Genomic DNA, 26,715 nt, shown 5'->3' with positions numbered 1-26,715 from the left:
AGAGCGGGGGATGGGCGCCGGGGGTGGGGATCTCGTGACGAGATCCCCACCCCGACGGCGAGCGAAGTCCGGTCGGGTCAGGCCCGGCCGAACGCGAGCGCAACGTTGTGCCCACCGAAACCGAACGAGTTGTTCAGCGCGAAATCGATCTGGCCGTACCGGGCTTCGCCCTTCACGACGTCGAGATCGATCTCTGGATCCTGGTTGTCCACATTGAGCGTGGGCGGGATGACCCCGTCCCGCAGGCTCAGGACCGTCAGGACCGCTTCCAGCGCACCGACCGCACCGATCGAATGCCCGAGGGCACCCTTCGGTGCGTACACCGCGGCGTGGTTGCCCACCGCGGCATTGATCGCCTTCGCCTCGGCGATGTCGCCGATGGGCGTGGCGGTGGCATGCGCGTTGACGAAGCCGATGTCGGACGGCGTCAGGCCGGCGCCGTGGAGGGCCTTCGTCATGGCGCGTGCCGCGCCGGTCCCCTCGGGATCGGGGGCCACGATGTGGAATCCGTCCGAGGTGATGCCGGCGCCGAGCAGACGGGCGTGGATGGTGGCGCCGCGAGCCTTGGCGTGTTCCTCGGTCTCGAGCACCATCAGCGCGCCGGCCTCGCCGAAGACGAAACCGTCGCGGTCCTTGTCGAACGGGCGCGACGCCCCACGCGGATCCTCGTTGCGGGTGCTCAGTGCCCGCATCATGGCGAAGCTGGCGGTGGCAACCGCGTCGAGCTGGCCCTCGACACCACCGGCGACGACGATGTCGGCATCGCCCATCGCGATCATCCGGTAGGCGTGGGCGATGGCCTCGTTGCCGGACGAGCAGGCGGACACCGGCGTCATCACGCCGGCCTTCGCGCCGAGCTCGAGACCCACGGTCGCCGACGGGCCGTTCGGCATGACCATCTGCACGGCGAACGGGGACACCTTGCGGTAGCCGCCGCCGCGCAGCTTGTCGACCGCGTCGATGAGCGCTTCGCCACCACCGAGACCGGTGCCGACGACGACGCCGAGGCGTTCGCGGTCGACCTCCGGGCTGCCGGCGTTCGCCCACACGGTGCGGCCGAGGTGGAGCGCGAGCCGCTCGACGAAGCTCATCCGGCGGATCTCGACGCGTGAGAGGGTTTCGTCGGGGCTCGTCGTGAGCTTGCCGCCGATGCGAACCGGCAGGTCGAACTCGTCGACGAATCCGGTCAGCGTGTCGATCCCGCTCTCACCGGCGAGCAGGCCCTTCCACGTGGCATCCACGTCACCTGCGATCGATGTCGTGGCCGCGAGGCTGGTGACGACGACGTTGGGAAATGTCCCTGTGCGGGGAGAGGCGGAAGTCACGGTTGAGCTCACTCGTTGTCGTTCGTGGCCTGGACGCCCTCGGCCTCGAGCTTCTGGATGTACGCGACGGCGTCACCGACGGTGCGCAGGCTCGCGAGATCCTCGTCGGGGATCTTCACGCCGTACTTGTCCTCGGTCTGCACGGCGATCTCCACCATGGACAGGGAGTCGATGTCGAGATCGTCGACGAACGACTTCTCGACGGTCACCTCGGAGGGCTCGATGCCGGTGACCTCTTCGATGATCTCCGCGAGACCGGCGATGATTTCTTCCTGGGTGGCGGCCACGTCGTGGCTCCCTTCTTCGTTTCGTCTTGCTGTGATCGGACCGGGTGGAGGGTTCCGCCCGGATTCCGGGTGCCCGTCGAGGGCAGGTCCCGTGCTGCGCGACGCGCGCGCAGCAAACTAACCGACTCTGATCGATTCGGCCAGCGCTGAGATCTCCTCAGGGGTCTGGAGTGCCGTGGTCGGCGTGCCGCGCATCTCACGCTTGGCGATGCCGACCAGGGTGCCGGCCGGGGGAAGCTCCACGACCGCCGAGACCTCGGCCGCACGCAGGGTCGCGGTGCACAGGTCCCAGCGCACCGGTCGGGTGACCTGTGCGGCAAGCTTGGTCAGTGCGTCCGCTCCCGAGGCGACCGGCGCCCCGTCGGAGTTGGACAGCAACGTGCGGGTCGGATCGCTGGGCACGATCTTCGCCGCGGCCTCGGCGACGGCTTCCTGGGCCGGGGCCATGAATGCGGTGTGGAAGGCCCCGGCGACCGGAAGGGGCCGGATCCGGGCCTTCTCCGGAGCGTTCGCCGCGAGCTCCTCGAGCGCCGTGAGGCGGCCGGCGGCGACGATCTGGCCGGCGGCGTTCACGTTCGCCGGCGTCAGGCCCAGCTCGGCCAGCCGGGCGAGCACCTCGTCCTCCCGGCCGCCGAGCACGGCCGACATGCCGGTCGGCTCGAGCGCGCACGCCCGGGCCATCTCGGCGCCGCGGACGGCAGCGAGCATGACCGCCTCGTCCGCGCTGATGACGCCGGCGATGGCCGCGGCGGCGAGCTCACCGACCGAATGCCCGGCGACGATCGTGTCGTCCGGGACGAGGCCGCGGGACTCGAGCTCCTCGTAGGCGAGCAGTGCCGTCGCGACGACCAGCGGCTGGGTCACGGCGGTGTCGGTGATCTCCGCGGCCGTCGCGGTGGTGCCGAGGCGTTCGAGGTCGAGGCCCGAGGCCTTCGACCACAGCTGGACGCGATCGCGGGCGCCGGCCTGCTCCAACCAGGAGGCGAGCATGCCGGGTTTCTGGGACCCCTGACCGGGGGCGAGCAGCGAAATCACGATGATCAGGGAACACCCTGGAGACAGTCCTGCGAGATGTCGGTAGGGATGAACTCTCGGGTGCAGTTTTGTAGGGTTTCAACAAAACTGCACGTCGGCGTTCACCATCGACGAAGTGCCGTCCCCTGTTACGCGCCCGGTTCGCGCAATGTGAAACGGGAGACGGGTGGGACTGGAGTCCGCAATTCGTTATGACTTCGAGCCAACCTTCCCACGGTGGCCGCGATCCGCAACACGTACGCATCACGGGGATTCGTCGGGTCCCGGCCGGTGACTTCTGTGATCCGCTTGAGTCGGTACCGCACGGTATTTGGATGAACAAACAGCTGCCGGGCGCAGGTCTCGACAGCACCCCCGCAGTCGAGGTATGCGTCGAGGGTGTCGGCCAGCGCCACACCCGCCTCGGTGAGCGGAGCCACCACATCGTCCTCGAGGGCAGCGATCGCTCCCGCGTCGCCGAGCAGGGCCCGCTCCGGCAACAGCTCCGCCGCATGCACCGGCCGCGGCGCGCCCCGCCACCCGGCCACCGCTTCCATCCCGGCCATCGCCTCGACCGCGGAGGCATGCGCCGACGCGAGGGTGGGCGTGGTGGGACCGATCACCACCGGATCGTCCGAGAAGCTGCGCATCAGCTCGGACCGGAACGCCATTGCCTCGACGCTCCCGTGCAGCTCGCCGCTGACCACCATCACGAGCCGCTCGCCCTGCACCACCGCCAGCGCCGCCCGGCCGTGCTGCTGCGCGATCGAGTGCACGGTCGTCACGACCGAGACCCCCTCGTTCGGCGGGGGAGTGCCGATGATCACGGTGGCCGGCGCCGTCGCATCCCAGTTCAGCGTCGCGGCGCGCGAGAGCATGTCCGACCCGGTGTCGCCACGGACCACCGCGTCGACGACCAGCGCCTCGAGGCGGGTGTCCCACGCGCCGCGGGACTCCGCGGCGCTCGCGTACACCGAGGCCGCGGCGAACCCGAGTTCCCGGCCGTAGCGCAGCGTCGCCTCGGTGAGCGCGACGAGTTGCTGCTCGTTGCGTGCCAGGGCCGGCAGCCACTGCTCGAAGAACTCCATGGCAGCGCGGACCATGTCCACGGTCTGGCGCAACGTCAGCCGCCGCGCCAGGTCCTGCGGGATCACCTGGAACGCGTCCAGGCTGAACCGCAGGTCGCTGTCGGGATTGCGCACCCATTCGAGGAAGTCGACGACCGCCGTCTGGATGATCAGCTGCACGTTGGACCGCTGCGACGCGTCGAGATCGGCGAAGAACGGCAACTGTTCCTGCATGGAGTGCACGGCCTCGGTGGACAGCCGTCCGGAGAACTGCTTGACGCGACGCAGGAGCGCATCGGGCAGGGGATCTCGCTCCGGCCGCGCCGGCGGCACCGGACGCCCCGTAGGGACGCCCGGTGCGCGCTTCGGACGCGGCTCTGCGGGTTCTACGACCATGGGACGAAACTACGCCCGCGGCCCGCCGCCCGCGGCAGAGCGGTTCGGATCAGGCCACGCCGGGATCCGAGGTCTGCTCCGGTGCGGCCGCCACGTCGTCGATCCGGTACCGCTGGGCGGCCTCGACCGCCCGCGCGCGATCGACAGCGCCGTCCCGGCCGAGGGCGGCGAGCACCGCGACCACCGTGGACTCCGCGTCGATGTTGAAGAATCGGCGCGCGGCGGGGCGGGTGTCGGAGAACCCGAACCCGTCGGCGCCGAGGGTGGTGTAGTCGCCCGGTACCCACTGCCGGATCTGGTCCGGTACCGCACGCATCCAGTCGGAGACGGCCACGAACGGCCCGGCGGCGTCGGCCAGGATCTTCGCCACGTACGGCGTCGGAGCGTCGGCGCCCGGGTCGAGCAGCGCCTGCCGCTCGCATTCGACACCGTCGCGGCGCAGCTCGCCCCACGAGGTCACCGACCACACGTCTGCGGCCACGCCCCACTCCTCGGCCAGCATCTCCTGGGCCCGCAACGCCTCGGGCATGAGCACGCCGGAGGCGAGGATCTGCGCCTTCGGCCCGGCGCCCTCGCCGCGGCGGTACAGGTAGATGCCCTTGAGCAGGCCCTCGACGTCGAGGTTCTCCGGCTCGGCCGGCTGCACGTACGGCTCGTTGTAGAGGGTGATGTAGTAGAAGACGTTCTCGCCACCGAACCCGTCGACGCCCTCCGTGCCGCCGTACATGCGGCGCAGACCGTCCTTGACGATGTGCGCGAGCTCGTAGGAGAACGCGGGATCGTAGGACACCACCGCCGGGTTCGTCGACGCCAGCAGCAGCGAATGCCCGTCGGCGTGCTGCAGCCCCTCACCGGTGAGGGTGGTGCGGCCGGCTGTCGCGCCGAGCACGAATCCGCGGGCCATCTGGTCCGCCGCCGCCCACAGGCCGTCGCCGGTGCGCTGGAAGCCGAACATCGAGTAGAAGATGTACAGGGGGATCATCGGCAGCCCGTGCGTGGCGTACGAGGTGCCGACCGCGGTGAACGAGGCGGTGGACCCGGCCTCGTTGATGCCCTCGTGCAGGATCTGCCCGGCGACGCTCTCCTTGTAGGCGAGCATCAGCTCCGCGTCGACCGACGTGTACAGCTGGCCGTTGCGGTTGTAGATCTTCAGCGACGGGAACCACGAGTCCATGCCGAACGTGCGGGCCTCGTCCGGGATGATCGGCACGATGCGCGGACCGATCTCCTTGTCGCGCAGCAGCTCCTTCATGATGCGCACCAATGCCATGGTGGTGGCCACCTGCTGCTTGCCGGAGCCCTTGCGGACCACCTCGTAGGTCTTGTCCCCCGGCAGCGGCAGCGGAGCATCGGCGGTGCGGCGTTCGGGCAGGAACCCGCCGAGCGCGCGGCGCCGCTCGAGCATGTACTGGATCTCCGGCGAGTCGTTGCCCGGGTGGTAGTACGGCGGCATCTTCGGGTTCGCCTCGAGTTCGGCGTCCGAGATCGGGATGCGCTGCAGATCGCGGAAGTACTTGAGGTCCTCGAGCGTGAGCTTCTTCATCTGGTGCGTGGCGTTGCGACCCTCGAAGTGCTTGCCGAGGGTGTACCCCTTGATCGTGTGCGCGAGGATCACCGTCGGCTGACCCTTGTGCGCCATGGCCGCGGCGTACGCCGCGTAGATCTTGCGGTAGTCGTGGCCGCCGCGCTTGAGGTTCCAGATCTCCTGGTCGCTGAGGTTCTTGACCAGCTCCTTCGTGCGCGGATCGCGACCGAAGAAGTGCTCACGGACGAAGGCCCCGTCGTTGGCCTTGTAGGTCTGGTAGTCGCCGTCCGGCGTCACGTTCATCAGATTGACGAGCGCACCGTCCTTGTCGGCGTGCAGCAGGGCGTCCCACTCCCGGCCCCAGACCACCTTGATGACGTTCCAGCCGGCCCCGCGGAAGAACGACTCCAGCTCCTGGATGATCTTGCCGTTGCCGCGAACCGGACCGTCGAGGCGCTGCAGATTGCAGTTGACCACGAACGTGAGGTTGTCCAGACCCTCGGTGGCCGCGACGTGCGCGAGACCGCGCGACTCCGGTTCGTCCATCTCGCCGTCGCCGAGGAACGCCCACACGTGCTGGTCGGAGGTGTCCTTCAGACCGCGGTCGTGCAGGTAGTGGTTGAACCGCGCCTGGTAGATCGCGTTCATCGGGCCCAGGCCCATCGACACCGTCGGGAACTCCCAGAAGTCCGGCAGCAGCCGCGGATGCGGGTAGGACGGCAGGCCGCCGCCCTGGTCGGCGTGGCTGGCCTCCTGGCGGAACCCGTCGAGTTGCTCGGCCGGGATGCGGCCCTCGAGGTAGGCGCGGGCATAGATGCCGGGGGAGGCGTGCCCCTGGATGAAGATCTGGTCACCGCCGCCCGGGTGGTCCTTGCCGCGGAAGAAGTGGTTGAAGCCCACCTCGTACAGCGCCGCGGAGGACGCGTAGGTGGAGATGTGGCCGCCGACGCCGATGCCGGGACGCTGTGCGCGGTGCACCATGATCGCGGCGTTCCACCGGATGAAGGCGCGGTAGCGGCGCTCGACCTCCTCGTCGCCGGGGAACCACGGCTCGTTCTCGGTCGGGATGGTGTTCACGTAGTCGGTCGAGGTCAGTGCCGGAATGGACACATGGCGTTCGCCGGCGCGCTCGAGCAGGCGCAGCATCAGGTAACGGGCACGCGCAGGACCGGCGGACTCGAGCAGCCCGTCGAACGACTCGAGCCACTCCGTGGTCTCGGCCGGGTCTATGTCCGGCAGGTAGGAGGCCACGCCCTCGCGGATGACCCGCACGCGGCCGTCGGTGGCCCCGGTGGTGTTCGGCGAGGATCCCGCTTCCGAGGCGCCCGGTGTGGCGGCGCTCGTCGAGGAATCGGGCTCGTGGATCAGGTCTGTCAACGTCTGCTCCTCATCGTGGTGGGGCGCGCAGGTGTGGCGCCCGCTCCGTAGGGCCGGCTCTTGTGGGAGCCGACTCATCGACATCTGAACGAGATGCACTGCTCATCTTCCCCCATCGCGCGGTAGGAGGCATCCCCCCGGGTGAACAACGCCTGCAGGCCGGGTATCCGCACGGTTCGGGTCCGCGCGGCGGGTCGGCGTGTGGCGCTTCTCGCGGTAACGTCCCGGGAAGATTCTTGTGAGTTTCCGTGCGATTCGGCTTGCGTTGAGCTCCCCGAGGATGTTCGCTTTGAAAAATCGCTCATGACATCCGGTACGCGGCACGCCCGCGGCCACAACCGAAGGAGGACACCACCGTGGTCGCCGCGGCGGACGCCCAGAACTACGTTCAGAAGCTCGGTATCTCCCACGACCAGGTGGTTCAGGAACTCGGTTGGGACGAGGACACGGACGACGACCTGCGGGCCGCCGTCGAGGACACGATCGGATCGGACCTGCTCGACGAGGAATCCGACGAGGTCGTCGATGTGGTGCTGCTCTGGTGGCGCGACAGCGACGGAGACCTCGTCGATGCGCTGATGGATGCGATCGGCCCGCTCGCCGACGAGGGCGTCGTCTGGGTGCTGACGCCGAAGACCGGGCGTCCGGATCATGTCGAGCCCAGCGAGATCGCCGAATCGGCCACGACCGCCGGCCTGACCCAGACCTCGACCGCCAATCTCGGCGACTGGGTGGGCAGCCGGCTGGTGCAGCCGAAGGCCGCCCGCACCAAGCGCTGAGCACACCGCTCAGTTCCTCTCCATCGACGTAAGGACTACCGACGCACATGGCGATCGAGGTGGGTGCCCAGGCGCCCGATTTCACACTCAAGGACCAGAACAACCAGGAAGTGACGCTGTCGAGCTTCCGCGGGAAGAAGAACGTGCTGCTCGTGTTCTACCCGCTCGCGTTCACCGGCGTCTGCCAGGGCGAGCTGTGCGCCGTGCGGGACGACCTGCCGACCTACGAGAACGACGACACCGCGATCGTCGCCGTGTCGGTGGGGGCCTCGCCCACGCACAAGATCTGGGCCGCCGAGCAGGGCTACACGTTCCCGCTGCTCTCCGATTTCTGGCCGCACGGTGCCGTGGCCCAGGCCTACGGTGTGTTCAACGAGAAGTTCGGTTTCGCCAACCGCGGCACCTTCGTCGTCGACAAGGACGGCATCGTCCGGTTCGCCGAGGAGAATCAGCCCGGCGAGCCCCGTGACCAGGGCGCTTGGGTGCGAGCGCTGGCCGCGCTAAAGTCCTGAGGCACAGTCCGGCGGCGCGAGCCGCCGGATCTGCGGGCGTGTAGCTCAGTGGTAGAGCTCTGGTTTTACACACCAGCGGTCGGGGGTTCGAAACCCTCCGCGCCCACCAGGAATGTGGCCGTGAAAGACCTGGTCAGGGACCGGGCGCGTATGCCTCGACGGGACTTTTGCCCACACGTGTCGACGTCCGCGGACGCAGCCGGGCTCGTGGGGCCGCACCCGGGGGTCTTTGGGCTCTGTCGCGGCTGGGCAGGGTTTGCTGTGCTCGTGGGGTGAAGGTGCCGCTGCTCACCTCGTTCGAGGGCTATCGGGCCGACCGGATCGGCCGGGACCTGCTGGTCGGCCTGACGGTGTGGGCGGTTCTGGTGCCCGAGGCCCTCGCGTACGCCACGATCGCCGGGGTGTCCCCGGTGATCGGCCTGTATGCCGCGCCCGCGGCGCTGCTCCTCTAAGCGCTGTTCGGCAGCTCCCGGCACCTGGTGGTGGGGCCGATGGCGGCCACCGCTGCGCTGTCGGGTGCTGCTGTCGCCGGCATCGCCGGTGACGCCGATGCGGCAGCGCTGACGGCCGGTCTGGCGCTGCTGGTCGGGGTGCTCGGGATCCTCGCGGGGCTGGCGCGTCTGGGGTTTCTGGCTTCCTTCATCTCCGAGCCGGTGCTGAAGGGATTCATCGTCGGCCTGGCGCTGACGATCATCGTCGGTCAGCTCCCGAAGCTCTTCGGAGTCCCGAAGGGGGACGGGGACTTCTTCGAAAAAACCTGGCACCTGGTCACGTCGCTGGGTGGGACGAACGGCTGGACGTTGGCCGTCGGCGCCGGCTCCCTTGCGCTCGTCCTGGTCCTGCACCGGGTGTCGCCCCGGCTGCCCGCACCGCTGGTCGCGGTCGCCCTGGGCATCGTCGCCGTCTCGGTCCTCGACCTCGACGCCAAGGGAGTGGAGATCGTCGGGCAGATCGAGGGCGGGTTACCTCCGCTCGGCCTCCCCAGCATCCCTGGATCCGACTACGTCGCGCTGCTCGCGTCGGCGGCAGGGATCCTGCTGGTCGCGTTCGCCGAGGGCGTCGGAGCAGCCAAGAACTACGCCGCCGAGCAACACTACGAGATCGATCCGAACCGGGAACTGCTCGGGGTGGGCACAGCGAACATCGGCGCGGGGCTGTCCTCCGGGATGATCGTCAACGGGTCCCTGTCGAAGACCGCGGTCAACGTCTCGGCCGGGGCGGTGTCGCAGCTCTCCGGCATCGTCGTGGCGGCGCTGACGGTGCTGACCCTGCTGTTCCTGACCGGCCTGTTCGCGAACCTGCCGGAGGCCACCCTCGCTGCCGTGGTGATCGCGGCTGTCACGAAGCTCGTCGACTTCCGGACGCTGCGCAAGTACGCGCGTCTGGCCACTCCGAGCCTGCGGCGGATCTACGGCGTCACCGCGTACGCGGACTTCCTCGCCGCGGCGAGCGCCATGGCGGGTGTGCTGGTCTTCGACATCCTTCCCGGGCTCTTCCTCGGCGTGGCGGTGTCGGTCCTGCTCCTGCTGTTCCGGGCCTCGCGGCCGCATGTCGCCGAGCTGGGCCGCACACCGGACGGAAGCCGCTGGGTCGACCTGCAGCGCCGTCCCGACGCGCGCACCGAGCCGGGGATCGTGGTGCTGCGCCCGGAGGCCGGGCTGATCTACGCCAACGCCGACAACGTGGCGGCCGCCGTACGCGGTCATGTCCGGGACGACACGCGGGCCGTCGTCCTCGACACCGCAGCTGTGCCGGGAATCGACATCACCGCCGTCGGCATGCTGGACCGGCTGTATGCCGAACTCGAGCACCGTCGCATCCGTCTGCTCTTCGCCGGCGAGATCGGCCAGGTGCGCGACCTGCTCAGCGCGACCGGCATCGCCAGTGTCGTCACAGGCGCACACCCGACCGTGGACGCGGCCGTCGCCGCGGCCCGTCGCAACCTCGACCACCCCCCGGACGACGACCCGACGTCGGCGTGACCTCCGGACGGGCGGTGGAGAAGCACCGGCCGTCCGGGTGGACCATCCCGGCCGCTACGCGAGCGGTTCGATGTCGGGCAGTCTCCATGTCTTGTCGAACCACGGTTCCAGCGGACCGTAGAGCCGGAATGCCACGAACCAGCTCTTGCCGGGCAGCGTCTGGATCCAGTTTCGGCTGTCCTCGGGCCGGTCGGGACCGAAGCGGACGTCGACCGAGCCGTCGTCGTTCGGGGCGAGGTCCTTGTCTTGACTGGAAACCGACGGCCAGTCCTGTCCGGTCTGCAGCATCGAGCGGGTCTGGGTGTCGTAAGCGATGACGGACCAGAAGTTGGCGACCGGAACATTCGCGGGCACGTGCAGCCGGTAGGTCCTGCCGCCGTCGAAGTGCGCGCCCTCGGAGTCGACGAAGGCAAAGGCGTACTGCGATGCGGCGCCGACCATCTCGACCTCGAGGGCCGGACTGATCGGTGCTCCCACAAAGTAGTACTGGGCGACGGAGTCCAGCAGGGCGGCGCCGTCCTCCTGGAAGCGGTAACCGCCGAGAAGCACGGTCCGCCAGGTGCTGTCCGGGTAGTAGTACGCCTCCGGCCGGCGGAACCGGTAACAGAGGGCACGGGCAGTGGCGTCGGCTACGGTGGCAGCTTCGGTGAGGACGGCCCGCATCCGCTCGTCGGGGTCGAACGGCTTACCGTGCCGAATGCCGATCGAGGCGAACATCCCCAGGGTGAGAGGATCGGACGACTCGGCTGGCTCGGACTGCACGGTCTCGTCGAGCAGCTCCCACGCCCGATACTCGGCGGGCGCAACGAAGACGATCGGTTCGGGTGAGATGTTCACGAAACGGAGCGGCGGCGGGTCGTCGGCCTCCGCCAGCGGATAGACCCGAGCCATGGCCTTGATGGCCTCGACGCCCGGGTGAGGATCGCCGTGCTCGTCGAGGAAGCTGCGCCACAGCAGCCACAGGACGTAGGTGCGCGGCCGCACGACCAAGTAACCGCCGGGGACCTTGCGGTCGTAGCCGGGCGGCAGGAACAGGTACTTGCCGCCCTGGCCCCTGTCCGGCCCGGTCAGGCCGACGTCGACGACCCACCGCTGCCAGGCATCGTTGATCATGCCCAGCACGCTCGGAGGGCTTTCGAGAACAAGCGGGCCGTCGTGCAGGTCCATCAGCATGGTGCTGTACGAAGTGTTGTTGTTGCCGGTGAGGACCACGCTGCGCGGGTAGACCAGGTCTTCCCAGATCGCCATGGTCGAGTTGGCCGGACCCAGCGCCAGCATTGCCTTACGCACCGCTGCCACTTCGACCGGGGCCAGGGCCAGCAGGTACGCCTGTACCGCCCGCTGGAAATCCAGGTTGTCGAACACCGTCCGGGTCGTCTCGTCGTCCGGGACTCCGTCGAAGAACCGCAGCGTGCCCAACCGGGTGCGGACTTCGTCCGGCACCTCGATACCAGGCGGAATCGGGGTGCTGTTCGAATGCGAGGTCATGGAGTCCTCCTGTGTCGACAGCCCCTGCCGGGATCCTCGGCCCACGTGACCGCTTGCGCCACCCACTCAGTGTGGACCGTTACTGCCCCACGGTCTGCCGGATCGACGAGAACACGCGACGGGGCGCCGGCACGCCACCGGCAGTTCGGCCGGTTCGATTCGCTCGCCGCCGTGGTCGTCGCGGTCTACTTCTCGTCGGGACGACGCGAGCCGTGGGGCGAGACGAATTCGACAGGTACGTCGTCGACGACGTTCTCGGCGAACGAGAAGCTGCCGTCCTCGTAGTGGGTCGGTCTCGCCAAGCGCAGCAGCCTCCCGCCGTCGTAGACGCCCATCACCCGCCAGTACTCCTCGGCCCACCAGACACCTTGACCGAGCCGCACTTCGCCGGGTTTCACGAAAACCTCCTGGCCGGACTCGAATTGCGCCGTCGACGGGTCGGTGTCGATGGCCGGAGCGGCGCGCGCGTCGCCGGCGCGAGGCTCTCGGGCAATCGTATTGTTCACGCACCGGGAGTGCAGGTGTCTGGCATAGTCGATCCCGGTCCGACGTCCGGGTGGTGGTGGGGTATGCCGTGGGTTTCGTGATTGGCCGATCCGTCCGAAGCGCTGTGTTCGCGATCGCGCTCGCACTGGTTGCGACCGTGTCCGGCACCGGCAGTGCCGGTGCCGAACCGCTGCTACCCGCTCCCGATCCGGACCCGTTCTACGCCGCGCCGCCCGATCTCCCGGCGCGCGCACCGGGCGATGTGCTGCGGGTCCGGCAGTTGCCGCCCTCGTACTACTTTCCGGGCAGCACGGTGTGGGAAGTGCTGTTCCGCACCACGGATTCGCAGGATCGACCCGTCGCGGCGAATACGACCTTCGTGCGGCCGGCGCATCACGTGCCGAACGGGCCGCTGCTGTCGTATCAGCACATCATCAACGCGCTCGGGCACAAGTGCAAGATCGTCTCCCAGCTCTACACCAGCCATCCGTTGCACCAGATCCGGGAGGCCGCCGGACTCAATCTTGCGCTGGCGCGCGGGTGGGCGGTGGCGCTGCCCGACCATCTGGGCCCACGGATGGCCTACGGCGCCGCCAAGCTCGGCGGCCGGGTCACGCTGGACGGAATCCGCGCCGTGCAACGCGTGCCGGAACTGCAGGTGGCGGAGAGCAAGGTCGCGCTGGGCGGCTATTCGGGGGGCGGGATGGCCACCTCGTGGGCCGCGGCGCTGGCCCCGGAATACGCCCCGGAGCTGAACATCGTGGGAGCCGCCGAGGGCGGTGTCCCGATGAACCTGGTGAAGATGGCCGAGAGCCTGGGCACCGCGCCGCATCCGGCGTTCGGCCTCGCGATGGCTGCCGCCCTCGGGCTCGAACGCGAGTATCCCGACCGCATCCACGTCACCCCGCAGCTCAACGCCCAGGGACACTGGCTCAAGCAGCTGATCGCCAACGGCTGCACCAACGAGATCATGTTCTGGGGAGTCGGTCGCAGCGCGGCCGAGATGACCGACAACCGCCGGTTCCTCGACGATCCGGCAGCGCGGACGGTGATGGAGGAGAACAGCCTCGAGCTGTATGCCGGCGTGCCGAAGGCGCCGATCTTCGAATGGCACAGTCCGACAGATGCGCTCATCCCGGTCGACTCCGTGATCGCCACGATGCGCCGCTACTGCGCGGCCGGGGTGCCGGTGCAGACTCTCCTGACCCCGACGCCCGACCATCTCTCCGCTGCCGCCCTGGGCCTGTTCCCGGCCCTGGACTGGGTCGACGCACGGTTCCGCGGCGAACCGGCGCCCAGCACCTGCTGACGCCTCCGCCGTTTGCGCAACTGCCCACGTCGGCGATTGCTGCGGATCTACACTCGGCGCATGGCTGCGCTGCGGGCGGTGGACGAGACGGTCGACTTCGCGAAGATCGACGATCAGGCCCCGTCGGTGGCCCGGTTGTTCGTCGACCGGGTCGCCGCGACGCCGGAGGCCGAGGCCTTCCGGTACCCCCGGGGCGACGGCTGGGGAAGCACGACCTGGCGTCAGGTCGGCGACCGGGTCACCGCACTCGCCGCGGGCTTGATCGCGCTGGGAGTCGAACCCGAGGACCCGGTGGCGATCGCCTCGTCGACCCGGTACGAGTGGGTGCTCGCCGACTTCGCGATCATGTGCGCCGGCGCCGCGACCACCACCATCTATCCCACGACCAACGCGCCCGACGTCGCCTTCATCGTCGCCAACTCGGGCAGCGCCGTCGTGGTCGCGGAGGACTGGACCCAGGTCGACAAGCTCGTCGCCCACCGCGCCGATCTGCCCGAGGTGCGGACCGTGGTGGTCGTCGACGGCGAAGGCGACGGGGACTGGGTCGTCACCCTCGCCGACCTGGAGGACCGGGGCCGCGCACTGCTCGCCGAGTCGCCCTCCGTCGTCGCCGACCGGGTGGATGCGATCCGTCCCGAGCAGTTGGCGAGCATCATGTACACCTCCGGCACCACCGGCAAGCCGAAGGGCGTGCTGCTGCCGCACTCGGGGTGGACGTACACCGCCGCGGCCGTCGACGCGGTGAACATCCTCGGCCCCGACGACCTGAACTTCCTCTGGTTGCCGCTGTCGCACGCCTTCGGCAAGGTGATGCTGGCGTTGCCGCTGCAGATCGGCTTCACCACGGTGATCGACGGCCGCGTGGAGAAGATCGTCGAGAACCTCGCTGTCGTGCGCCCCACCTTCATGGGCGCCGCGCCGCGCATCTTCGAGAAGGCGCACGCGCGCATCGAGGCGATGGTCGCCGAGGAGGGCGGGGCGAAGAAGAAGATCTTCGACTGGGCCGTCGGCGTCGGCCTGCGTGTCTCGCAGGCCCGGCAGGAGGACCGCACCCCGTCCGCCCTCGACCGGCTCCGGTACCGGATCGCCGACCGTCTGGTGTTCTCCACCGTCAAGGAACGTTTCGGCGGTCGCCTGCGGTTCTTCGTCTCGGCGGCGGCGCCGCTCGACCGTGCCGTCGCGCAGTGGTTCGATGCCGCCGGCATCATCATCCTCGAGGGGTACGGCCTGACCGAGACATCCGCCGCGTCGTTCATCAACCGCCCGTACGCGTACCGGCTCGGCACCGTGGGCTGGCCCTTCCCCGGTACGGAGGTGCAGATCGCCGAGGACGGCGAGGTGCTCCTGCGCGGGCCGGGCGTCATGGACGGCTACCACGAGCGGCCCGAGGCCACCGCGGAGGCGCTCGAACCGGACGGCTGGTTCCACACCGGCGACATCGGGGAACTCGATTCCGAGGGTTTCCTGCGGATCACCGACCGCAAGAAGGACCTGTTCAAGACCAGTCAGGGCAAGTACGTCGCGCCGTCCGCGATCTCCGCCGCCTTCAAAGGCATCTGCCCGTACGCCGGCGAGATCGTCGTGTACGGCGAGAGCCGGCCCTACTGCGTCGCCCTCGTCGGCCTCGATGCCGAGGCGATCACCGAATGGGCGGGCAAGAACGGCATGGCCGGCAGGGAGTTCGGCGAGATCGCCCGGGACGAGCGGACCCACGCGCTGATCGGCGAGTGCATCGACCGGCTCAACGACCGGCTCAACCGCTGGGAGCAGATCAAGAGGTTCGCCGTCCTCGATCGGGAGCTGTCCATCGAGGCGGGAGATCTGACACCGAGCATGAAGCTGCGCCGCAAACTGGTGGTCGACAACTTCGCCGATCGGATCGAGCAGCTCTACGCCTGACGGGGCAGCATCCCCGCGCCGGTTCGGAATCCGCCCACGTCACGGCGTGCGCGGGTTCCGAAGTGGCGGGCGGATCTCCCGGGCGCATCCCCACCTGGGATCCGGCGGGCGACGTCCGGCTGCCTCGACGGTCCGCTGTTCGAGTAGCCGGGCCTGCCGATCCGCGGGAGCCGCGTCCGGGTTCAGGCCTCCGGTCCGGCGTCGTCGTCCTCGCCCTCGGCCTGATCCGGCTGCGTCGGGGCGCTCGACTGCAACTGCTCGGGGTCGGCGTCCGGGTCCTGGGATGCGTCGTACTGCTGCGGGTTTCCGGTGTTCTCGGTCATGGGCGACGGATGCACCGGCCGGACCGGTCCTAAACCCGTTGCCGACCCGTCGTCGCTCCGGGCGGTGCCCGACGGAGCCTGCTACCCGGAGCCTGTCCCGGCCGTCTCGTACGCCTCCGCCAGCAGCGCGACGACGCCGTCGTCGAGCTGGTCCGGGGTGGCGATGCTCAAGCGGTGGGTCGTCACCTTCGCGGTGGTCGGGAAGGCCTCCCGCAGCTGCGGGTGATGGACCCGCCGCGGCAGGTCCACGGCGATCTCGAGCCGCGACGAATAGACGAACGCCGCCGCGAAGATCCGACCGCGTCCCCATCGCACCTCGGCGGGACGGACCTGCTCCTCGACGTCGTCGCCGAGGCCCAGCACGAGCGTGCGGAGCCGGCAGAACATGTCGACGGCGGCGTCGTCCTTGTCGGCCAGGTAGTCGTCGATCGTCGCGTGCATCGCGGGCTCCTCGCCTGAGTGGCTCAACGGGACCGGCCGTAACGGTCGGCGAGCTTGTCGTCGGTGCTGCGCTCCACCGGGGCGGGCGTCGGCTCGGCCTCGGGTGCGGTCGCCGGCGCCGGTTCCTTCCGCTTGCGGCGCTCGCGCAGCTCCGCCCACACGAAGTACCCCAGCCCCAGCGGCGCCATGATTCCGAATGCCACCCACTGCAGCCCGTACGACAGGTAGGGGCCGGCGTCGAGCTGCGGCAGCGGGATCGTGCCCAGCCCCCCGGCCTGGTTCTCGGACAGCTGCAGGTATCCGCCCGTCAGCTCCAGGCCGGTGAACGCCGCGATCTGCGCGGGATCGATCGAGTAGACCTGGGCGTGGCCGGCGTCGCGGAACGGGGCCCTGCCCTCGGCGGTTCCCTCGGACATCCGCAGGCGCGCATCGACGGTCACCGTGCCGGTGGGCGGCGGGGCGAACCCGGGGATCTCCGTGCCCCGTTCCGGACGCACGTATCCGCGGTTCACCAGGACGGTGCGGCCGTCGGCGAGCCGAAACGGTGTGAGCACCTCGTAGGCGGGGGAGGACTCGACGCTGCGCAACCGCACCAGCAGATCCGAGTCCGGGAGGTACGAGCCGGTCGCGACGACGCGCCGCCACTCGTCCTCCGGAGCCGGCGCGGGCCCGGTGAGCAGCTCCTCGACCGGCACGGGGTCCGTGGCCAGCGAGGCGGTGATCCGGTCGTTGCGCTCCTCGGTGGTGGTGTTCTTGCCGAGCTGCCACGGCGCGAGCACGGTGAAGCACGCGTAGGCGAAGCCGCCCACCACCAGGGCCAGCACCAGCCAGCTCGGGCGGAGCAGGAACGTCAGTCGTCGCACGTAACCACGGTAGCCGGTGACGCGGGCCTCAGTGCCGTCGCACCCAGTCGAGCAGACCCGGGATCGCCGCCTCGATCTGCCGCCGGACCAGTTCGAACTCGTGCCGGTCGCCGTAGTACGGATCCGGAACCGACTCGCCCTCGGCGTCCGGGTCGAAGCTGCGCAGCAGCGCGCGGCGCTCGGCGGGCACCCCGAGCTGCGCGAGCATCCGGTCGTGGCCGGCGTCCAGCGCGACCACCAGATCGGCGGCGAGCTGTTCGTCGGTCACGCGCCGGGCGCAGTGCCCGATCGGGTAACCGTGCCGCCGCAACAGCTCCGTGGTGCGGGGATCCGCGTCCTCGCCGGCATGCCAGTCGCCGGTGCCCGCGCTGGTGACCCGCACCTGCCCGGCGAGACCGGCCCTGCGGAGATGCTCGGCGAAGATCTTCTCCGCCATCGGCGAGCGGCAGATGTTGCCGGTGCACACGAACGTCACGTGCAGGCGCTCAGCGGTCACCGGTCAGCATCCTCGTCAGTTCGCCGACGCTGGACGTGGACCGGTGCGCGGCGGCCGCCTCGTCGGCCGCGCCGTACCCCCACTCGACGAACACCGTCGGGATGCCCCACCGCGCGGCACCCGTCACGTCGTGCTCGCGGTCACCGACCATGACCACGCCGCCGGTGCCGCCGTCCTCGGCGGCGACCGGGTCCACCCCGAGCGCGACCAGACTGTGCGCGATCACGTCCCCCTTCGCCCGCCGCGTCCCGTCGTCGCTCGCGCCGCCGATGAAGTCGAAGTGGCCGGCCAACTCGAAATGCTCGAGGATGCGGACCGCGAAGTTCTGGTTCTTCGACGTCGCGACGGCGAGGCGGCTGCCGGCGTCGCGCACTCGCCCGAGCATCGTCGCCACCCCGTCGAAGACGGAGTTCTCCGCCCAGCCCCGCTCGTCGTACCGCTCGATGTACGCGGTGAGAGCCCGGTGCACCTGCTGCTCGTCGAGACCGAGTCCGCGCAGGGTGTCGATCATCGGCGGACCGAGGACGCGCTGCGGCTCGTCGTGCGCCGGTTCCGGAGCGCCCACCGTGGCGAGCGCATGCCGGAACCCGTCGATCACGCCCGCCGCCGAGTCCGTGAGGGTGCCGTCGAGGTCGAACAGCACCACGGGTGCCGGCAACAGCAGAGGATGCAGATCGGCGAGAGTCGTCACGCCCCCATTGTCCCGGCTGCCGGCGAGGCCCGCCGCGTAGGGTCGGGGACGGTTTGCGGGGACGGTTTGCGGGGACGGTTTGCGGGGACAACGGTGGAGACGACGGAGGAGGAGCGGTGACGGCGGTGACGCTGCGCGAGGTGATCGACGTGCTCGAGACGGCCTACCCGCCGTCGCTGGCCGAGTCGTGGGACTCGGTCGGACTGGTCGCCGGCGATCCCGACGAACCTGTGAACAGGGTGCTGCTCGCGGTCGACGCCACCGCGGCCGTGGTCGACGAAGCCCTCGACTGGGGCGCACAACTGCTCCTCGTGCACCACCCGCTGCTGCTGCGCGGTGTCGACACCGTCGGCGCGCACACCCCGAAGGGCGCCCTGATCCACCGGCTCATCCGGGGCGGCTGCGCGCTGTTCACCGCCCACACCAACGCCGACCGCGCCGATCCGGGCGTGTCCGACGCGCTGGCACAGGCGCTCGGCCTGACCGGACTGAGGCCGATCGAGCCCAAGCCCGAACCGGCCGTCGACAAGTGGGTGGTCCTCGTGCCCGCCGACTCGGCCGAACAGGTGCGCGCCGCCCTGTTCGACGCCGGCGCGGGCCGGCTCGGCAACTACCGCGAATGCTGCTGGACGACCTCCGGGACCGGACAGTTCCGTCCCGAGGCCGGCGCGGATCCGGCGATCGGCACCGTCGGCGAACTCGAGCGCGTCGCCGAGGACCGCGTCGAGGTCGTCGCCCCGCGATCCGTGCGCGGCCGGGTGCTTGCCGCTCTGCGCGCGGCGCACCCCTACGAGGAACCCGCGTTCGACGTGCTCGAACTGGCCGAGCTGCCCGGCTCGCGGGGACTGGGCCGCGTCGGCGACCTCCCGGTGCCGCAGACGCTGCGCGAGTTCACCGAACGCGTCGCCGCGGCACTGCCGGCCACGGAGTGGGGGGTCCGCGGTGCCGGCGACCCCGACCGGATCGTCCGCACCGTTGCGGTGTGCGGCGGCTCCGGCGACTCCTTTCTCGGCACCGTCGCACGGCTCGGCGTCGATGCGTACGTCACCGCGGATCTGCGGCACCATCCGGCCGACGAGCACCTGCGCGCCGGCGGACCCGCGCTCGTCGACGTCGCGCACTGGGCCAGCGAGTACCCGTGGTGTGCGCAGGCGAAAGGAGTGCTCGACGCCGCGTTCGCCGATCGCGACGGGTGGGCGGCCCGCGTCAGCGAGCTACGCACCGATCCCTGGACCACCGCCGCCCGGTAGGTCCGGGTTCCTCGTGACCGGCCGCGCGGTACGGTAGGCAGCTATCACCCCCAGATCTCGCCGCCGAAAGCAGGAACCCGCCGAGTGAACGTCGAACCCGCCGTGCAGTCCAAGCTCCTGGCCCTCGCCGCTGTGGACACCGAGGTGACCCGCCTGGCGCACCGGCGCCGCACCCTGCCCGAACAGCAGGAGGTCGAACGGCTCGAGGCGGAACGCACCGCGCGGCGGGACGCCGCCGTCGCCGTCGAGATCATCCTCGACGACCTCGACCGCGACATCCGCAAGCTCGAAGGGGAGGTCGAGGCGGTCCGCCAACGGGAGGAGCGCGACCGCAAGCTCCTCGCCGGCGGCAGCGTGGCCGCCAAGCAGCTGTCCGAACTCCAGCACGAGCTGACCAGTCTCGAACGGCGGCAGGCGCTGCTCGAGGACGAGCTGCTCGAGGTCATGGAACGCCGGGAGGCGTCCAAGGCCGACCACGACCACGCCGGCGCGCGGCTGTCGAGCGTCGACGCCGAACTCGCGGACGCCGTCCGCCTGCGCGACGAAGCGCTCGCCGACATCGAGGTCGCCGAGCAGCGGTGCCTGAGCGACCGCGCGGCACTCGTGGAGGCCTTTCCCGCCGAGCTCGTCGACCAGTACGAGGCGCAGCGGTCGAAGACCGGCACCGGCGCGGCCCTGCTGCAGGCGCGACGGTGCGGCGCGTGCCGCCTCGAACTCGACCGCGGCGAGATCTCTCGCATCGCCGCCGCCCCGCCCGAGGCGCTCGTGCGCTGCCCCGAATGCAACGCGATCCTGGTACGTACCAAGGAATCCGGGATTTGAGCCGGGTCGTTGTCGAGGCCGACGGCGGTTCGCGCGGCAACCCCGGACCGGCCGGCTACGGTGCGGTGGTCTTCGATGCCGACCGCGAGGCCGTGCTGGCCGAACGCAGCGCGAGCATCGGCCGCGCCACCAACAACGTGGCCGAATACCAAGGCCTGATCGCCGGATTGACCGCCGCCGCCGAACTCGGGGCCGACGAGGTCGACGTCCGGATGGATTCCAAGCTCGTCGTCGAGCAGATGTCGGGCCGATGGAAGATCAAGCACCCGGACATGATTCCGCTCGCCGCGCGTGCCCGCGAATTGGCCGGAGGATTCTCGCGGGTCGAGTTCACCTGGGTGCCGCGCGCGGAGAACGCCTACGCCGACCGGCTCGCCAACGAGGCGATGGACGGTGCTGCCTCGGCCACCACAGGTTCCGAACCGCCGTCGTCCGCATCGGCGCCGCCGGCGAAATCGCCCGGCTGGACCGGTGCCGTCGGGACACCCACGCGGATGCTGCTGCTGCGGCACGGGCAGACCCCGCTGTCGGTGGAGCGCCGCTACTCCGGGCGCGGTAATCCGCCGCTGACCGAGCTGGGCCGCGCGCAGGCGCGCGCGGCTGCCCGTCGGATCGGCGAGCGTGGCAATGTCGCCGCGGTGGTCTCGTCGCCGCTCGGACGGGCGCGAGAGACCGCCGAGGCCGCCGCGGCGGTGCTCGGTCTGCCCGTGACGGTGCACGACGGGCTCCTCGAGACCGACTTCGGCAAGTGGGAGGGACTGACCTTCCGCGAGGCGGCACAGCGTGACCCCGATCTGCACCGTCGCTGGCTGGGCGACACCTCGGTGCGCCCGCCGGGTGGGGAGAGCTTCGACGAGGTCCGCGGCCGTCTCGCTGCTGTCCGGGACGATCTGGTCGCGGAGTACGGCGGGGCGAACCTACTCGTCGTCTCCCACGTCACGCCGATCAAGACCCTGCTGCAGATGGCGCTCGATGCCGGGCCGTCGCTGCTGTATCGCCTGCACCTGGACCTCGCGTCGCTGAGCATCGCCGAGTTCTATCCCGACGGCGGCGCGGCCGTGCGCCTGGTCAACGACACCTCGCACCTGTAGGCGCCCGCGGCATCGGTGTGTCCTTTGGGCTGCGGTAGCCGCCCAAAGGACACACCGGCGGCGTCCCGGTTCGGTGACCGACACGTGGGGTATGCACCAGCGAGAGTGGTTACACCGACAGTGATCACACCGACGGTGATCACACCGACGGTGATCACACCGACGGTGGCCAGAGCAGCAGTCCGGGCAGCATTCGGAGGTGCCGACAATGACCGAACCGCACGACGAGCCGAATCTCGACGACGTCATCACTCCGACGGAACACGTCACCCGCGATCGCCGTGAGCACGGCAAAGCGCCGGAACGCCTCGACGACGACTATCTCGAATATCGCACCGAACAGGAACGCATCGCCGCCGGTCTCGACGACTACGACCCCGATCGCGTACCTCCGGCGACGGACTGACCCCGTCCGCGGGCGCCCGACCCCGCACGCGGCGTTCCGTCGTTCACACCTGCAGTTTCCGCAGCGTGCGCAGGTTGCGCGTCGTGGTCACCGCCTTGTAGCGGGGCTTGCCGAGGCTCCGGCCGAAGGCGCTCCGGACCGTCTGCCCGCGCTCGACGTCCCAGTACAGGACGCCGTCGCCCCGGGCGACGCGCTCGACCGCCGGGTCGAGACCCGCCGCCGTCGCCGCGAGTTCGTCCAGAAGCGCGGGATCGGCGACGAAGATCGCGTATGCGTGCCGGCCGTCGCGCTCCTGGAACGGGTAGGCGTCGACGATCGCCGCGACGGCGGCCTGATCGTGGACGAACACGAACGCCTCGTAGCCGAATCGAGCGCGCAGCGCCGCCTCGATCCGTGCCTTCGATTCGGCGGTGTCGGCCGGGCCGGCGTCGAACAGCACGTTGCCCGACGCGAGCACGGTGCGGACGTTCCCGAAACCGAGTCCGGAGAACACGTCCTTCAGATCCGCCATCGCGATGGTGATGCCGCCGACGTTGATGCCGCGCAGCAGAGCCACATATCTCGCCATGGCGGTACCGTAGTTCGCATTTGCGACACGTGAGGCAGTACGCTGATCGACGCGGACGAGTTGGCCGGGCGACCGCGGCACAGGGAACCGGCACCGTGGCGGTGCCAGGCCCTGGATCGAGGAAAGTCCGGACTCCACAGAGCAGGGCGGTTGCTAACGGCAACCCGAGGTGACTCGCGGGACAGTGCCACAGAAATCAGACCGCCCACCCTTCGGGGTGGGTAAGGGTGAAACGGTGCGGTAAGAGCGCACCAGCACCCCGGGTGACCGGGGTGGCTCGGTAAACCCCGCCCGGAGCAAGGTTGAAGGCCGCACCGACCCGTCGGTGCGGCTGCGCAGGTGTCCGAGGGCTGCTCGCCCGAGCCTGCGGGTGAACCGCTCGAGGTACCCGGCGACGGTGTGCCCAGATGGATGGTCGCCACCCCGCCTCGGCGGGGTACAGGATCCGGCTTACAGGCCGGCTCGTCCGCCCACCCGGCTCAGATCGGGGCGACGACCAGCAGGTGCGCCCAGTAGGAGGCGGCCTCGTGTCCCAGGTAGGGGAGCAGGAAGTCGTAGAGCAGGTACGACATGCGATTCCTTTCGCGTCGTCGAGCGGGGACCAGGGGCCGACCGTACCAGCCGCGCCGTCGCACGCGGGTTACCCCGACACTCGGCGCCGCGTGGGGCAGACTGGGAGTCATGAGCGACGAGGGCTGGTACTACGACGTACACACCGGAAAGGTCAGCCAGGGGAAGGACCCGAGCGCGCTGAACCGCATGGGGCCGTACCCGGACCGCGCCACCGCCGAACGGGCACTCGAGATCGCGGCCGAGCGCAACAAGGCAGCGGACGAGGCCGACGAGGAATGGAACCGCTGAGCGGTTCCCCGGCACGGTGACGCACACCCGCATCGTCGTCGCGCCCGCGATCGACTTCGGTGCCGTCCGCGCCGAATTCGCGCTCGACGACGACTACCCCCTGCCCGCCGTCGCCGAGGCCGACGCCGCAGCCGACCGCTGGTCCGCCGCGCGGGTGGACCGCACGGATCTGCCCCTGGTGACCATCGACCCACCGGGATCGATGGATCTCGACCAGGCCCTGCACCTCGAGCGGACCGTCGACGGATTCGTCCTGCACTACGCGATCGCCGACGTCGCGGCCTTCGTCGCCCCCGGCGGCGCGCTCGACCGCGAGAGCAGGCGCCGCGGTCAGACCTACTACCTGCCCGACGGGTCGGTCCCGCTGCATCCGCGGTCGTTGTCCGAGGACGCGGCCAGTCTGCTGCCCGGCCGCGTGCGCCCGGCGGCGCTGTGGCGCATCGTTCTCGACGAGGCCGCCGAGCCTGTGGACGTGACGGTGCGGCGCGCACTGGTCCGATCCGTCGCACGGTTCGACTACGCCGGGGTGCAGGCCGGTGTCGACGCCGGTGTCGTGCACCCGTCGATCGCGGCGCTGCCCGAGTTCGGCCGGCTCCGCGAAGCGGCGGCCCGGGCCCGGGGCGCGATCGAACTGCGGCTGCCCGAACAGGACGTGATCGCCGACGGGAACGGCTGGCGGTTGACCACCCAGCCGCGCACGGAGGTCGACGACTGGAACTCCCATGTCTCGCTGCTGACCGGAATGTGCGCGGCGCAGATGATGCTCGACGCGCGGATCGGGTTGCTGCGAACCCTGCCGGCGGCCGCTCCCGAAGCCGTGACGCAACTGCGGCGCACCGCCTCCGCCCTGGGCGTGCCCTGGCCGGCCGATGTGCCGGTGGGTAGTTTCCTGGCCGGCCTCGACATGACCGTGCCCGGCACGCTGGTGCTGATGAGCGAGGCCCCCGCGCTGCTGCGCGGCGCGTCGTACGTCGCGTTCGACGGCGAGGTGCCGGAGCAGCCGGGGCACGGGGCGATCGGAGCGCCGTACGCACACGTCACGGCGCCGCTGCGGCGGTTGGCCGACCGGTTCGCGACGGAGGTGTGCCTGGCGGTCTGTGCCGGCACCGACGTGCCGGCATCCGTGCGCGCGGCGCTCCCGGAGCTTCGCGAGACCATGACCGGTTCCGATGCGCTCGCCGGGAAGGTGACCCGCGCGTGCATCGAACTCACCGAGGCGACGGTCCTCGCCCCGCACGTGGGGGAGACGTTCGATGCGACGGTCCTGCGCGCGACGAACGGCCGCCGGGACGCCGAGGTGTTCGTGCCCGACGCCACCGTGATCGCCCCGTGCACCGGGGAACCGAAGGAAGGCAGCCGAATCCGGATCCGGCTCACACACGCCGACCCGCAGACGCGGAAGGTGCGGTTTGCGTACCCGGCGTGACGGCGCTGCCGGCCGCGAGCGGCGGCCGCGGGGCCTGTTCGCCGGCATCGTCGCCGCGGTGGCGCTCGTGGTCCTCGCCGCGGTGCTGGTGCTCGGCGCGGTACCGAGCCGATACCTGCCCTGGGACACCGCCGATTTCCCGGACGTGGACACCTCGTCGCTGACGCAGCCGCAGGCGCGGATCGTGGAGTTGCTCGGGGACGAACACCGCACGCAGCGACCCGGGACCTTCTATTCCGAGGGCGCCGAGGAGCCGTGGTGCGCGAACTTCGTCAGCTGGATCATGCGGGAAGCGGGCCGCCCGCTGGCCAATCCGCATTCCGGGCACTGGCGGATCCCCGGCGTGTACACCCTGCAGGAGTACTACGACTCGGCCGGCCGATTCGAACCGGCCGGCGGCGGCTACCGGCCGGTGGTGGGTGATGTGGTGCTGTACGAGAACGAGCTGTGGGTCGGCCAGCACACCAACATCGTCGTCGCGGTCGACGGCGACACCGCGACGACCGTCGGCGGCAACGAACTCGGCCGTATCCGCGTGCACACCGTCGACGTCACGTCCGACTCGGCGGTGGTCGGGTTCGGCCGCCTCGAATGAGGTTCAGCGGAAGCGGTCGGTCGCCTCGAGCAGGTGATGGGTGATGCCGGGTTCGTTCGCGGCGTGCCCGGCGTCGTCGACGACGACGAAGTCCGAGCCGGGCCATGCCTTGTGCAGTTCCCACGCGCTCGTCGCGGGGCACACCACGTCGTAGCGGCCCTGCACGATCACCCCGGGAACGGCGTGCAGCCGCCCGGCGTCGCGCAGCAGCTGCCCTTCCTCGAGGAAACCGCGGTGGCGGAAGTAGTGGTTCTCGATGCGGGCGAACGCCAGCGCGAAACGCGGGTCCGACGTCTCCGCCACCCGTTCCGGTGCGGGCAGCAGGGCGCTGGTCGCACCCTCCCACGTCGACCACGCCACGGCGGCCCGCAGCGCGACGTCGGGGTCGGGCGAATGCAGCAGCCGGTGGTACGTGTCGACCGGATGCTCGCCCTCCGGCGCGCCGGTCAGCGGTTCCAGGAAGCGCTCCCACAGTTCGGGGAAGAGCTGTCCGGCACCGCCCTTGTAGTACCAGTCGATCTCGCTGCTGCGCAGCAGGAAGATGCCGCGCAGCACCAGCTCGGTGACCCGGTGCGGATGCCGTTGCGCATACGCCAGCGCCAGTGTCGACCCCCACGAGCCACCGAACACCTGCCAACGGCCGATCCCCAGCCGCCGCCGCAAGGCTTCGATGTCGGCGAGCAGGTACTCGGTGGTGTTGGCGGACAGATCGGCGCCGTCGGCGACGTGCGGGACCGACCGGCCGCAGCCGCGCTGATCGAACAGCACGATCCGGTACGCCTCCGGATCGAAGAACCGGCGGTGTGCGGGGACGGTGCCGCCGCCGGGGCCGCCGTGCAGGAACACCACCGGCTTGCCGGCCGGATTGCCGCTGACCTCCCAATAGACGCGCTGGCCGTCACCGACATCGAGCATGCCCTGCTCGTGCGGCTCGATCGGCGGGTACGGCTGCCGCAACGGCATCAGAAGCCGACCAGGGCGGACGCGAGGGTCGGGATCTGCAGCGCCTCGAGTGCCTCGCCGCGCACCTCGGGGCACTGGGCGGAGGCGATCGCGTCGACCCGGTCACGGTCCCGGGCGAGCGCCAGCATGTCGATGCCGTTGCGGGCGGCCCACTCGCCGACCAGCAGGTTCAGACCGGGCTTGCTCATGGACGGGGTGTAGGTGCGCCAGCTCTGCAGCTGGGCCTCCATCTGCGAGCACAGCTCGGCGGCCTGGGGCTCCGTGACTCCACCCGGAAGCGTGCTCGGCTCCGATGTCGCGTCCGTCGTCGGCTGCGCCGACACGGAACTCGAGCCGCTGGGGGCGGGCTGGCCGCCGGACGCGCACCCGGCCAGGCCGGCGATCGTCGCACCGGCGACGGCAACGGCGAGCAGTGTGCGACGGGGACGAATCATCTGCGGTGCACCTCGTGGGTCGGTACGGCCCGGGCCTGC

The 26,715-nt window shown here is 70.3% G+C and carries 26 protein-coding genes, 1 tRNA gene, 1 other RNA gene and 1 pseudogene; 14 read left to right on the top strand and 15 right to left on the bottom strand.

Features of this window, described 5'->3' with window-relative positions:
- Positions 1-77: 77 nt before the first annotated feature.
- The 5 genes from F1734_RS16515 to aceE all read right to left on the bottom strand — a co-directional run bounded on the left by F1734_RS16515 (position 78) and on the right by aceE (position 6,991).
- A complete protein-coding gene (locus tag F1734_RS16515; RefSeq protein ID WP_010594288.1) occupies positions 78-1,325 on the bottom strand; it encodes a KasA/KasB family beta-ketoacyl-ACP synthase in 1,248 nt (415 codons plus the stop codon).
- A gap of 8 nt (positions 1,326-1,333) precedes the next feature.
- Positions 1,334-1,612: a meromycolate extension acyl carrier protein AcpM gene (acpM, locus tag F1734_RS16510; RefSeq protein WP_003937073.1), complete on the bottom strand. Its 279-nt coding sequence runs from the start codon at positions 1,610-1,612 to the stop codon at positions 1,334-1,336.
- A 117-nt stretch (positions 1,613-1,729) separates the two neighbouring features.
- On the bottom strand, positions 1,730-2,647 hold the full coding sequence (locus F1734_RS16505) for an ACP S-malonyltransferase (protein WP_017680341.1): 918 nt from the start codon (positions 2,645-2,647) through the stop codon (positions 1,730-1,732).
- A gap of 128 nt (positions 2,648-2,775) precedes the next feature.
- Positions 2,776-4,089, bottom strand: a complete 1,314-nt coding sequence (locus F1734_RS16500; RefSeq protein ID WP_225222858.1) for a PucR family transcriptional regulator — start codon at positions 4,087-4,089, stop codon at positions 2,776-2,778.
- Between the two features lie 49 nt (positions 4,090-4,138).
- On the bottom strand, positions 4,139-6,991 hold the full coding sequence (gene aceE / locus F1734_RS16495) for a pyruvate dehydrogenase (acetyl-transferring), homodimeric type (RefSeq protein WP_029540025.1): 2,853 nt from the start codon (positions 6,989-6,991) through the stop codon (positions 4,139-4,141).
- A 356-nt stretch (positions 6,992-7,347) separates the two neighbouring features.
- Here aceE and F1734_RS16490 point away from each other — a divergent pair, with 356 nt between their 5' ends.
- From F1734_RS16490 to F1734_RS16475, 4 genes and pseudogenes are all read left to right on the top strand, one after another.
- Positions 7,348-7,770, top strand: coding sequence for a DUF3052 domain-containing protein (locus F1734_RS16490; protein WP_003937077.1), 423 nt, complete (start codon positions 7,348-7,350; stop codon positions 7,768-7,770).
- A gap of 47 nt (positions 7,771-7,817) precedes the next feature.
- Positions 7,818-8,282 carry a peroxiredoxin gene (locus tag F1734_RS16485; RefSeq protein WP_010594292.1) on the top strand — a complete coding sequence of 155 codons (465 nt, stop codon included), beginning with the start codon at positions 7,818-7,820 and terminating at the stop codon, positions 8,280-8,282.
- A 34-nt stretch (positions 8,283-8,316) separates the two neighbouring features.
- Positions 8,317-8,391: transfer RNA gene (locus F1734_RS16480), tRNA-Val, on the top strand.
- 163 nt (positions 8,392-8,554) lie between these two features.
- Positions 8,555-10,264: pseudogene (locus tag F1734_RS16475) on the top strand (SulP family inorganic anion transporter).
- 54 nt (positions 10,265-10,318) lie between these two features.
- On the opposite strand, the gene F1734_RS16470 reads toward F1734_RS16475, so the two are convergent.
- Both F1734_RS16470 and F1734_RS16465 read right to left on the bottom strand, forming a co-directional pair.
- A complete protein-coding gene (locus F1734_RS16470) occupies positions 10,319-11,752 on the bottom strand; it encodes a DUF1254 domain-containing protein (protein ID WP_203010795.1) in 1,434 nt (477 codons plus the stop codon).
- A gap of 185 nt (positions 11,753-11,937) precedes the next feature.
- Positions 11,938-12,150 carry a hypothetical protein gene (locus tag F1734_RS16465; protein ID WP_230831604.1) on the bottom strand — a complete coding sequence of 71 codons (213 nt, stop codon included), beginning with the start codon at positions 12,148-12,150 and terminating at the stop codon, positions 11,938-11,940.
- 176 nt (positions 12,151-12,326) lie between these two features.
- Between F1734_RS16465 and F1734_RS16460 the strand changes: the two genes are divergently transcribed.
- Together F1734_RS16460 and F1734_RS16455 are read left to right on the top strand one after the other, a co-directional pair.
- Positions 12,327-13,547, top strand: a complete 1,221-nt coding sequence (locus F1734_RS16460) for a lipase family protein (RefSeq protein ID WP_371851030.1) — start codon at positions 12,327-12,329, stop codon at positions 13,545-13,547.
- A gap of 60 nt (positions 13,548-13,607) precedes the next feature.
- Positions 13,608-15,446 (top strand): AMP-dependent synthetase/ligase, encoded by a 1,839-nt coding sequence (locus F1734_RS16455; protein ID WP_203010794.1) that lies wholly within the window; start codon positions 13,608-13,610, stop codon positions 15,444-15,446.
- Between the two features lie 182 nt (positions 15,447-15,628).
- On the opposite strand, the gene F1734_RS16450 is transcribed toward F1734_RS16455, so the two are convergent.
- From F1734_RS16450 to F1734_RS16430, 5 genes are all read right to left on the bottom strand, one after another.
- Positions 15,629-15,769 carry a hypothetical protein gene (locus F1734_RS16450; RefSeq protein ID WP_017680347.1) on the bottom strand — a complete coding sequence of 47 codons (141 nt, stop codon included), beginning with the start codon at positions 15,767-15,769 and terminating at the stop codon, positions 15,629-15,631.
- Between the two features lie 81 nt (positions 15,770-15,850).
- Entirely contained in the window at positions 15,851-16,210 is a 360-nt protein-coding gene (locus F1734_RS16445; protein WP_010594297.1) for a DUF5655 domain-containing protein, read from the bottom strand.
- 23 nt (positions 16,211-16,233) lie between these two features.
- Positions 16,234-17,073 (bottom strand): SURF1 family cytochrome oxidase biogenesis protein, encoded by an 840-nt coding sequence (locus tag F1734_RS16440; protein ID WP_064066119.1) that lies wholly within the window; start codon positions 17,071-17,073, stop codon positions 16,234-16,236.
- A 28-nt stretch (positions 17,074-17,101) separates the two neighbouring features.
- A complete protein-coding gene (locus F1734_RS16435) occupies positions 17,102-17,569 on the bottom strand; it encodes a low molecular weight protein-tyrosine-phosphatase (RefSeq protein ID WP_124258848.1) in 468 nt (155 codons plus the stop codon).
- Positions 17,559-18,260, bottom strand: coding sequence for an HAD hydrolase-like protein (locus F1734_RS16430; RefSeq protein WP_026137660.1), 702 nt, complete (start codon positions 18,258-18,260; stop codon positions 17,559-17,561). Before F1734_RS16430 ends, F1734_RS16435 begins: the two co-directional genes overlap by 11 nt.
- A gap of 116 nt (positions 18,261-18,376) precedes the next feature.
- On the opposite strand from F1734_RS16430, the gene F1734_RS16425 reads away from it, so the two are divergent.
- The 4 genes from F1734_RS16425 (at position 18,377) to F1734_RS16410 (ending at position 21,829) form a co-directional block, all read left to right on the top strand.
- Entirely contained in the window at positions 18,377-19,510 is a 1,134-nt protein-coding gene (locus tag F1734_RS16425; RefSeq protein WP_010594300.1) for a Nif3-like dinuclear metal center hexameric protein, read from the top strand.
- 84 nt (positions 19,511-19,594) lie between these two features.
- Positions 19,595-20,332 (top strand): zinc ribbon domain-containing protein, encoded by a 738-nt coding sequence (locus F1734_RS16420; protein WP_010594301.1) that lies wholly within the window; start codon positions 19,595-19,597, stop codon positions 20,330-20,332.
- The gene (locus tag F1734_RS16415; protein ID WP_172603557.1) at positions 20,290-21,423 is read left to right on the top strand and encodes a bifunctional RNase H/acid phosphatase; all 1,134 of its coding nucleotides are present in this window, start codon (positions 20,290-20,292) and stop codon (positions 21,421-21,423) included. Before F1734_RS16420 ends, F1734_RS16415 begins: the two co-directional genes overlap by 43 nt.
- A 208-nt stretch (positions 21,424-21,631) precedes the next feature.
- On the top strand, positions 21,632-21,829 hold the full coding sequence (locus F1734_RS16410) for a hypothetical protein (RefSeq protein ID WP_010594303.1): 198 nt from the start codon (positions 21,632-21,634) through the stop codon (positions 21,827-21,829).
- 43 nt (positions 21,830-21,872) lie between these two features.
- Here F1734_RS16410 and F1734_RS16405 read toward each other — a convergent pair whose 3' ends face one another.
- A complete protein-coding gene (locus tag F1734_RS16405; RefSeq protein ID WP_203010793.1) occupies positions 21,873-22,397 on the bottom strand; it encodes a DUF1697 domain-containing protein in 525 nt (174 codons plus the stop codon).
- A 56-nt stretch (positions 22,398-22,453) separates the two neighbouring features.
- Here F1734_RS16405 and rnpB point away from each other — a divergent pair.
- The 4 genes from rnpB to F1734_RS16385 all read left to right on the top strand — a co-directional run bounded on the left by rnpB (position 22,454) and on the right by F1734_RS16385 (position 25,279).
- Positions 22,454-22,866, top strand: an RNA gene (rnpB, locus tag F1734_RS16400) — RNase P RNA component class A.
- A 212-nt stretch (positions 22,867-23,078) separates the two neighbouring features.
- Entirely contained in the window at positions 23,079-23,258 is a 180-nt protein-coding gene (locus F1734_RS16395) for a hypothetical protein (RefSeq protein ID WP_006947711.1), read from the top strand.
- Positions 23,259-23,274: 16 nt separating this feature from the next.
- Positions 23,275-24,684, top strand: a complete 1,410-nt coding sequence (locus F1734_RS16390) for an RNB domain-containing ribonuclease (protein ID WP_010594305.1) — start codon at positions 23,275-23,277, stop codon at positions 24,682-24,684.
- On the top strand, positions 24,668-25,279 hold the full coding sequence (locus F1734_RS16385; RefSeq protein WP_064066126.1) for a CHAP domain-containing protein: 612 nt from the start codon (positions 24,668-24,670) through the stop codon (positions 25,277-25,279). Before F1734_RS16390 ends, F1734_RS16385 begins: the two co-directional genes overlap by 17 nt.
- 3 nt (positions 25,280-25,282) lie before the next feature.
- Here the strand turns inward: F1734_RS16385 and pip are convergent, their stop codons facing one another.
- Both pip and F1734_RS16375 read right to left on the bottom strand, forming a co-directional pair.
- On the bottom strand, positions 25,283-26,242 hold the full coding sequence (gene pip / locus F1734_RS16380; protein WP_064066127.1) for a prolyl aminopeptidase: 960 nt from the start codon (positions 26,240-26,242) through the stop codon (positions 25,283-25,285).
- Positions 26,242-26,676 carry a hypothetical protein gene (locus F1734_RS16375; RefSeq protein WP_017680353.1) on the bottom strand — a complete coding sequence of 145 codons (435 nt, stop codon included), beginning with the start codon at positions 26,674-26,676 and terminating at the stop codon, positions 26,242-26,244. Before F1734_RS16375 ends, pip begins: the two co-directional genes overlap by 1 nt.
- Between the last annotated feature and the right edge of the window lie 39 nt (positions 26,677-26,715).

Source organism: Rhodococcus ruber, assembly GCF_016804345.1.
Lineage (GTDB): Bacteria > Actinomycetota > Actinomycetes > Mycobacteriales > Mycobacteriaceae > Rhodococcus > Rhodococcus ruber.
This window is presented reverse-complemented; position numbering and strand designations above follow the sequence as displayed.

Bases quoted from the DNA above. Each gene is read 5' to 3' on its own strand.
- F1734_RS16415 (WP_172603557.1), top strand. From the start codon at position 20,290: ATGCAACGCGATCCTGGTACGTACCAAGGAATCCGGGATTTGAGCCGG.
- F1734_RS16375 (WP_017680353.1), bottom strand. From the start codon at position 26,676: ATGATTCGTCCCCGTCGCACACTGCTCGCCGTTGCCGTCGCCGGTGCG.
- F1734_RS16410 (WP_010594303.1), top strand. From the start codon at position 21,632: ATGACCGAACCGCACGACGAGCCGAATCTCGACGACGTCATCACTCCG.
- F1734_RS16405 (WP_203010793.1), bottom strand. From the start codon at position 22,397: ATGGCGAGATATGTGGCTCTGCTGCGCGGCATCAACGTCGGCGGCATC.
- F1734_RS16445 (WP_010594297.1), bottom strand. From the start codon at position 16,210: ATGCACGCGACGATCGACGACTACCTGGCCGACAAGGACGACGCCGCC.
- F1734_RS16500 (WP_225222858.1), bottom strand. From the start codon at position 4,089: ATGGTCGTAGAACCCGCAGAGCCGCGTCCGAAGCGCGCACCGGGCGTC.
- F1734_RS16395 (WP_006947711.1), top strand. From the start codon at position 23,079: ATGAGCGACGAGGGCTGGTACTACGACGTACACACCGGAAAGGTCAGC.
- pip (WP_064066127.1), bottom strand. From the start codon at position 26,242: ATGCCGTTGCGGCAGCCGTACCCGCCGATCGAGCCGCACGAGCAGGGC.
- F1734_RS16455 (WP_203010794.1), top strand. From the start codon at position 13,608: ATGGCTGCGCTGCGGGCGGTGGACGAGACGGTCGACTTCGCGAAGATC.
- F1734_RS16450 (WP_017680347.1), bottom strand. From the start codon at position 15,769: ATGACCGAGAACACCGGAAACCCGCAGCAGTACGACGCATCCCAGGAC.
- F1734_RS16485 (WP_010594292.1), top strand. From the start codon at position 7,818: ATGGCGATCGAGGTGGGTGCCCAGGCGCCCGATTTCACACTCAAGGAC.
- F1734_RS16470 (WP_203010795.1), bottom strand. From the start codon at position 11,752: ATGACCTCGCATTCGAACAGCACCCCGATTCCGCCTGGTATCGAGGTG.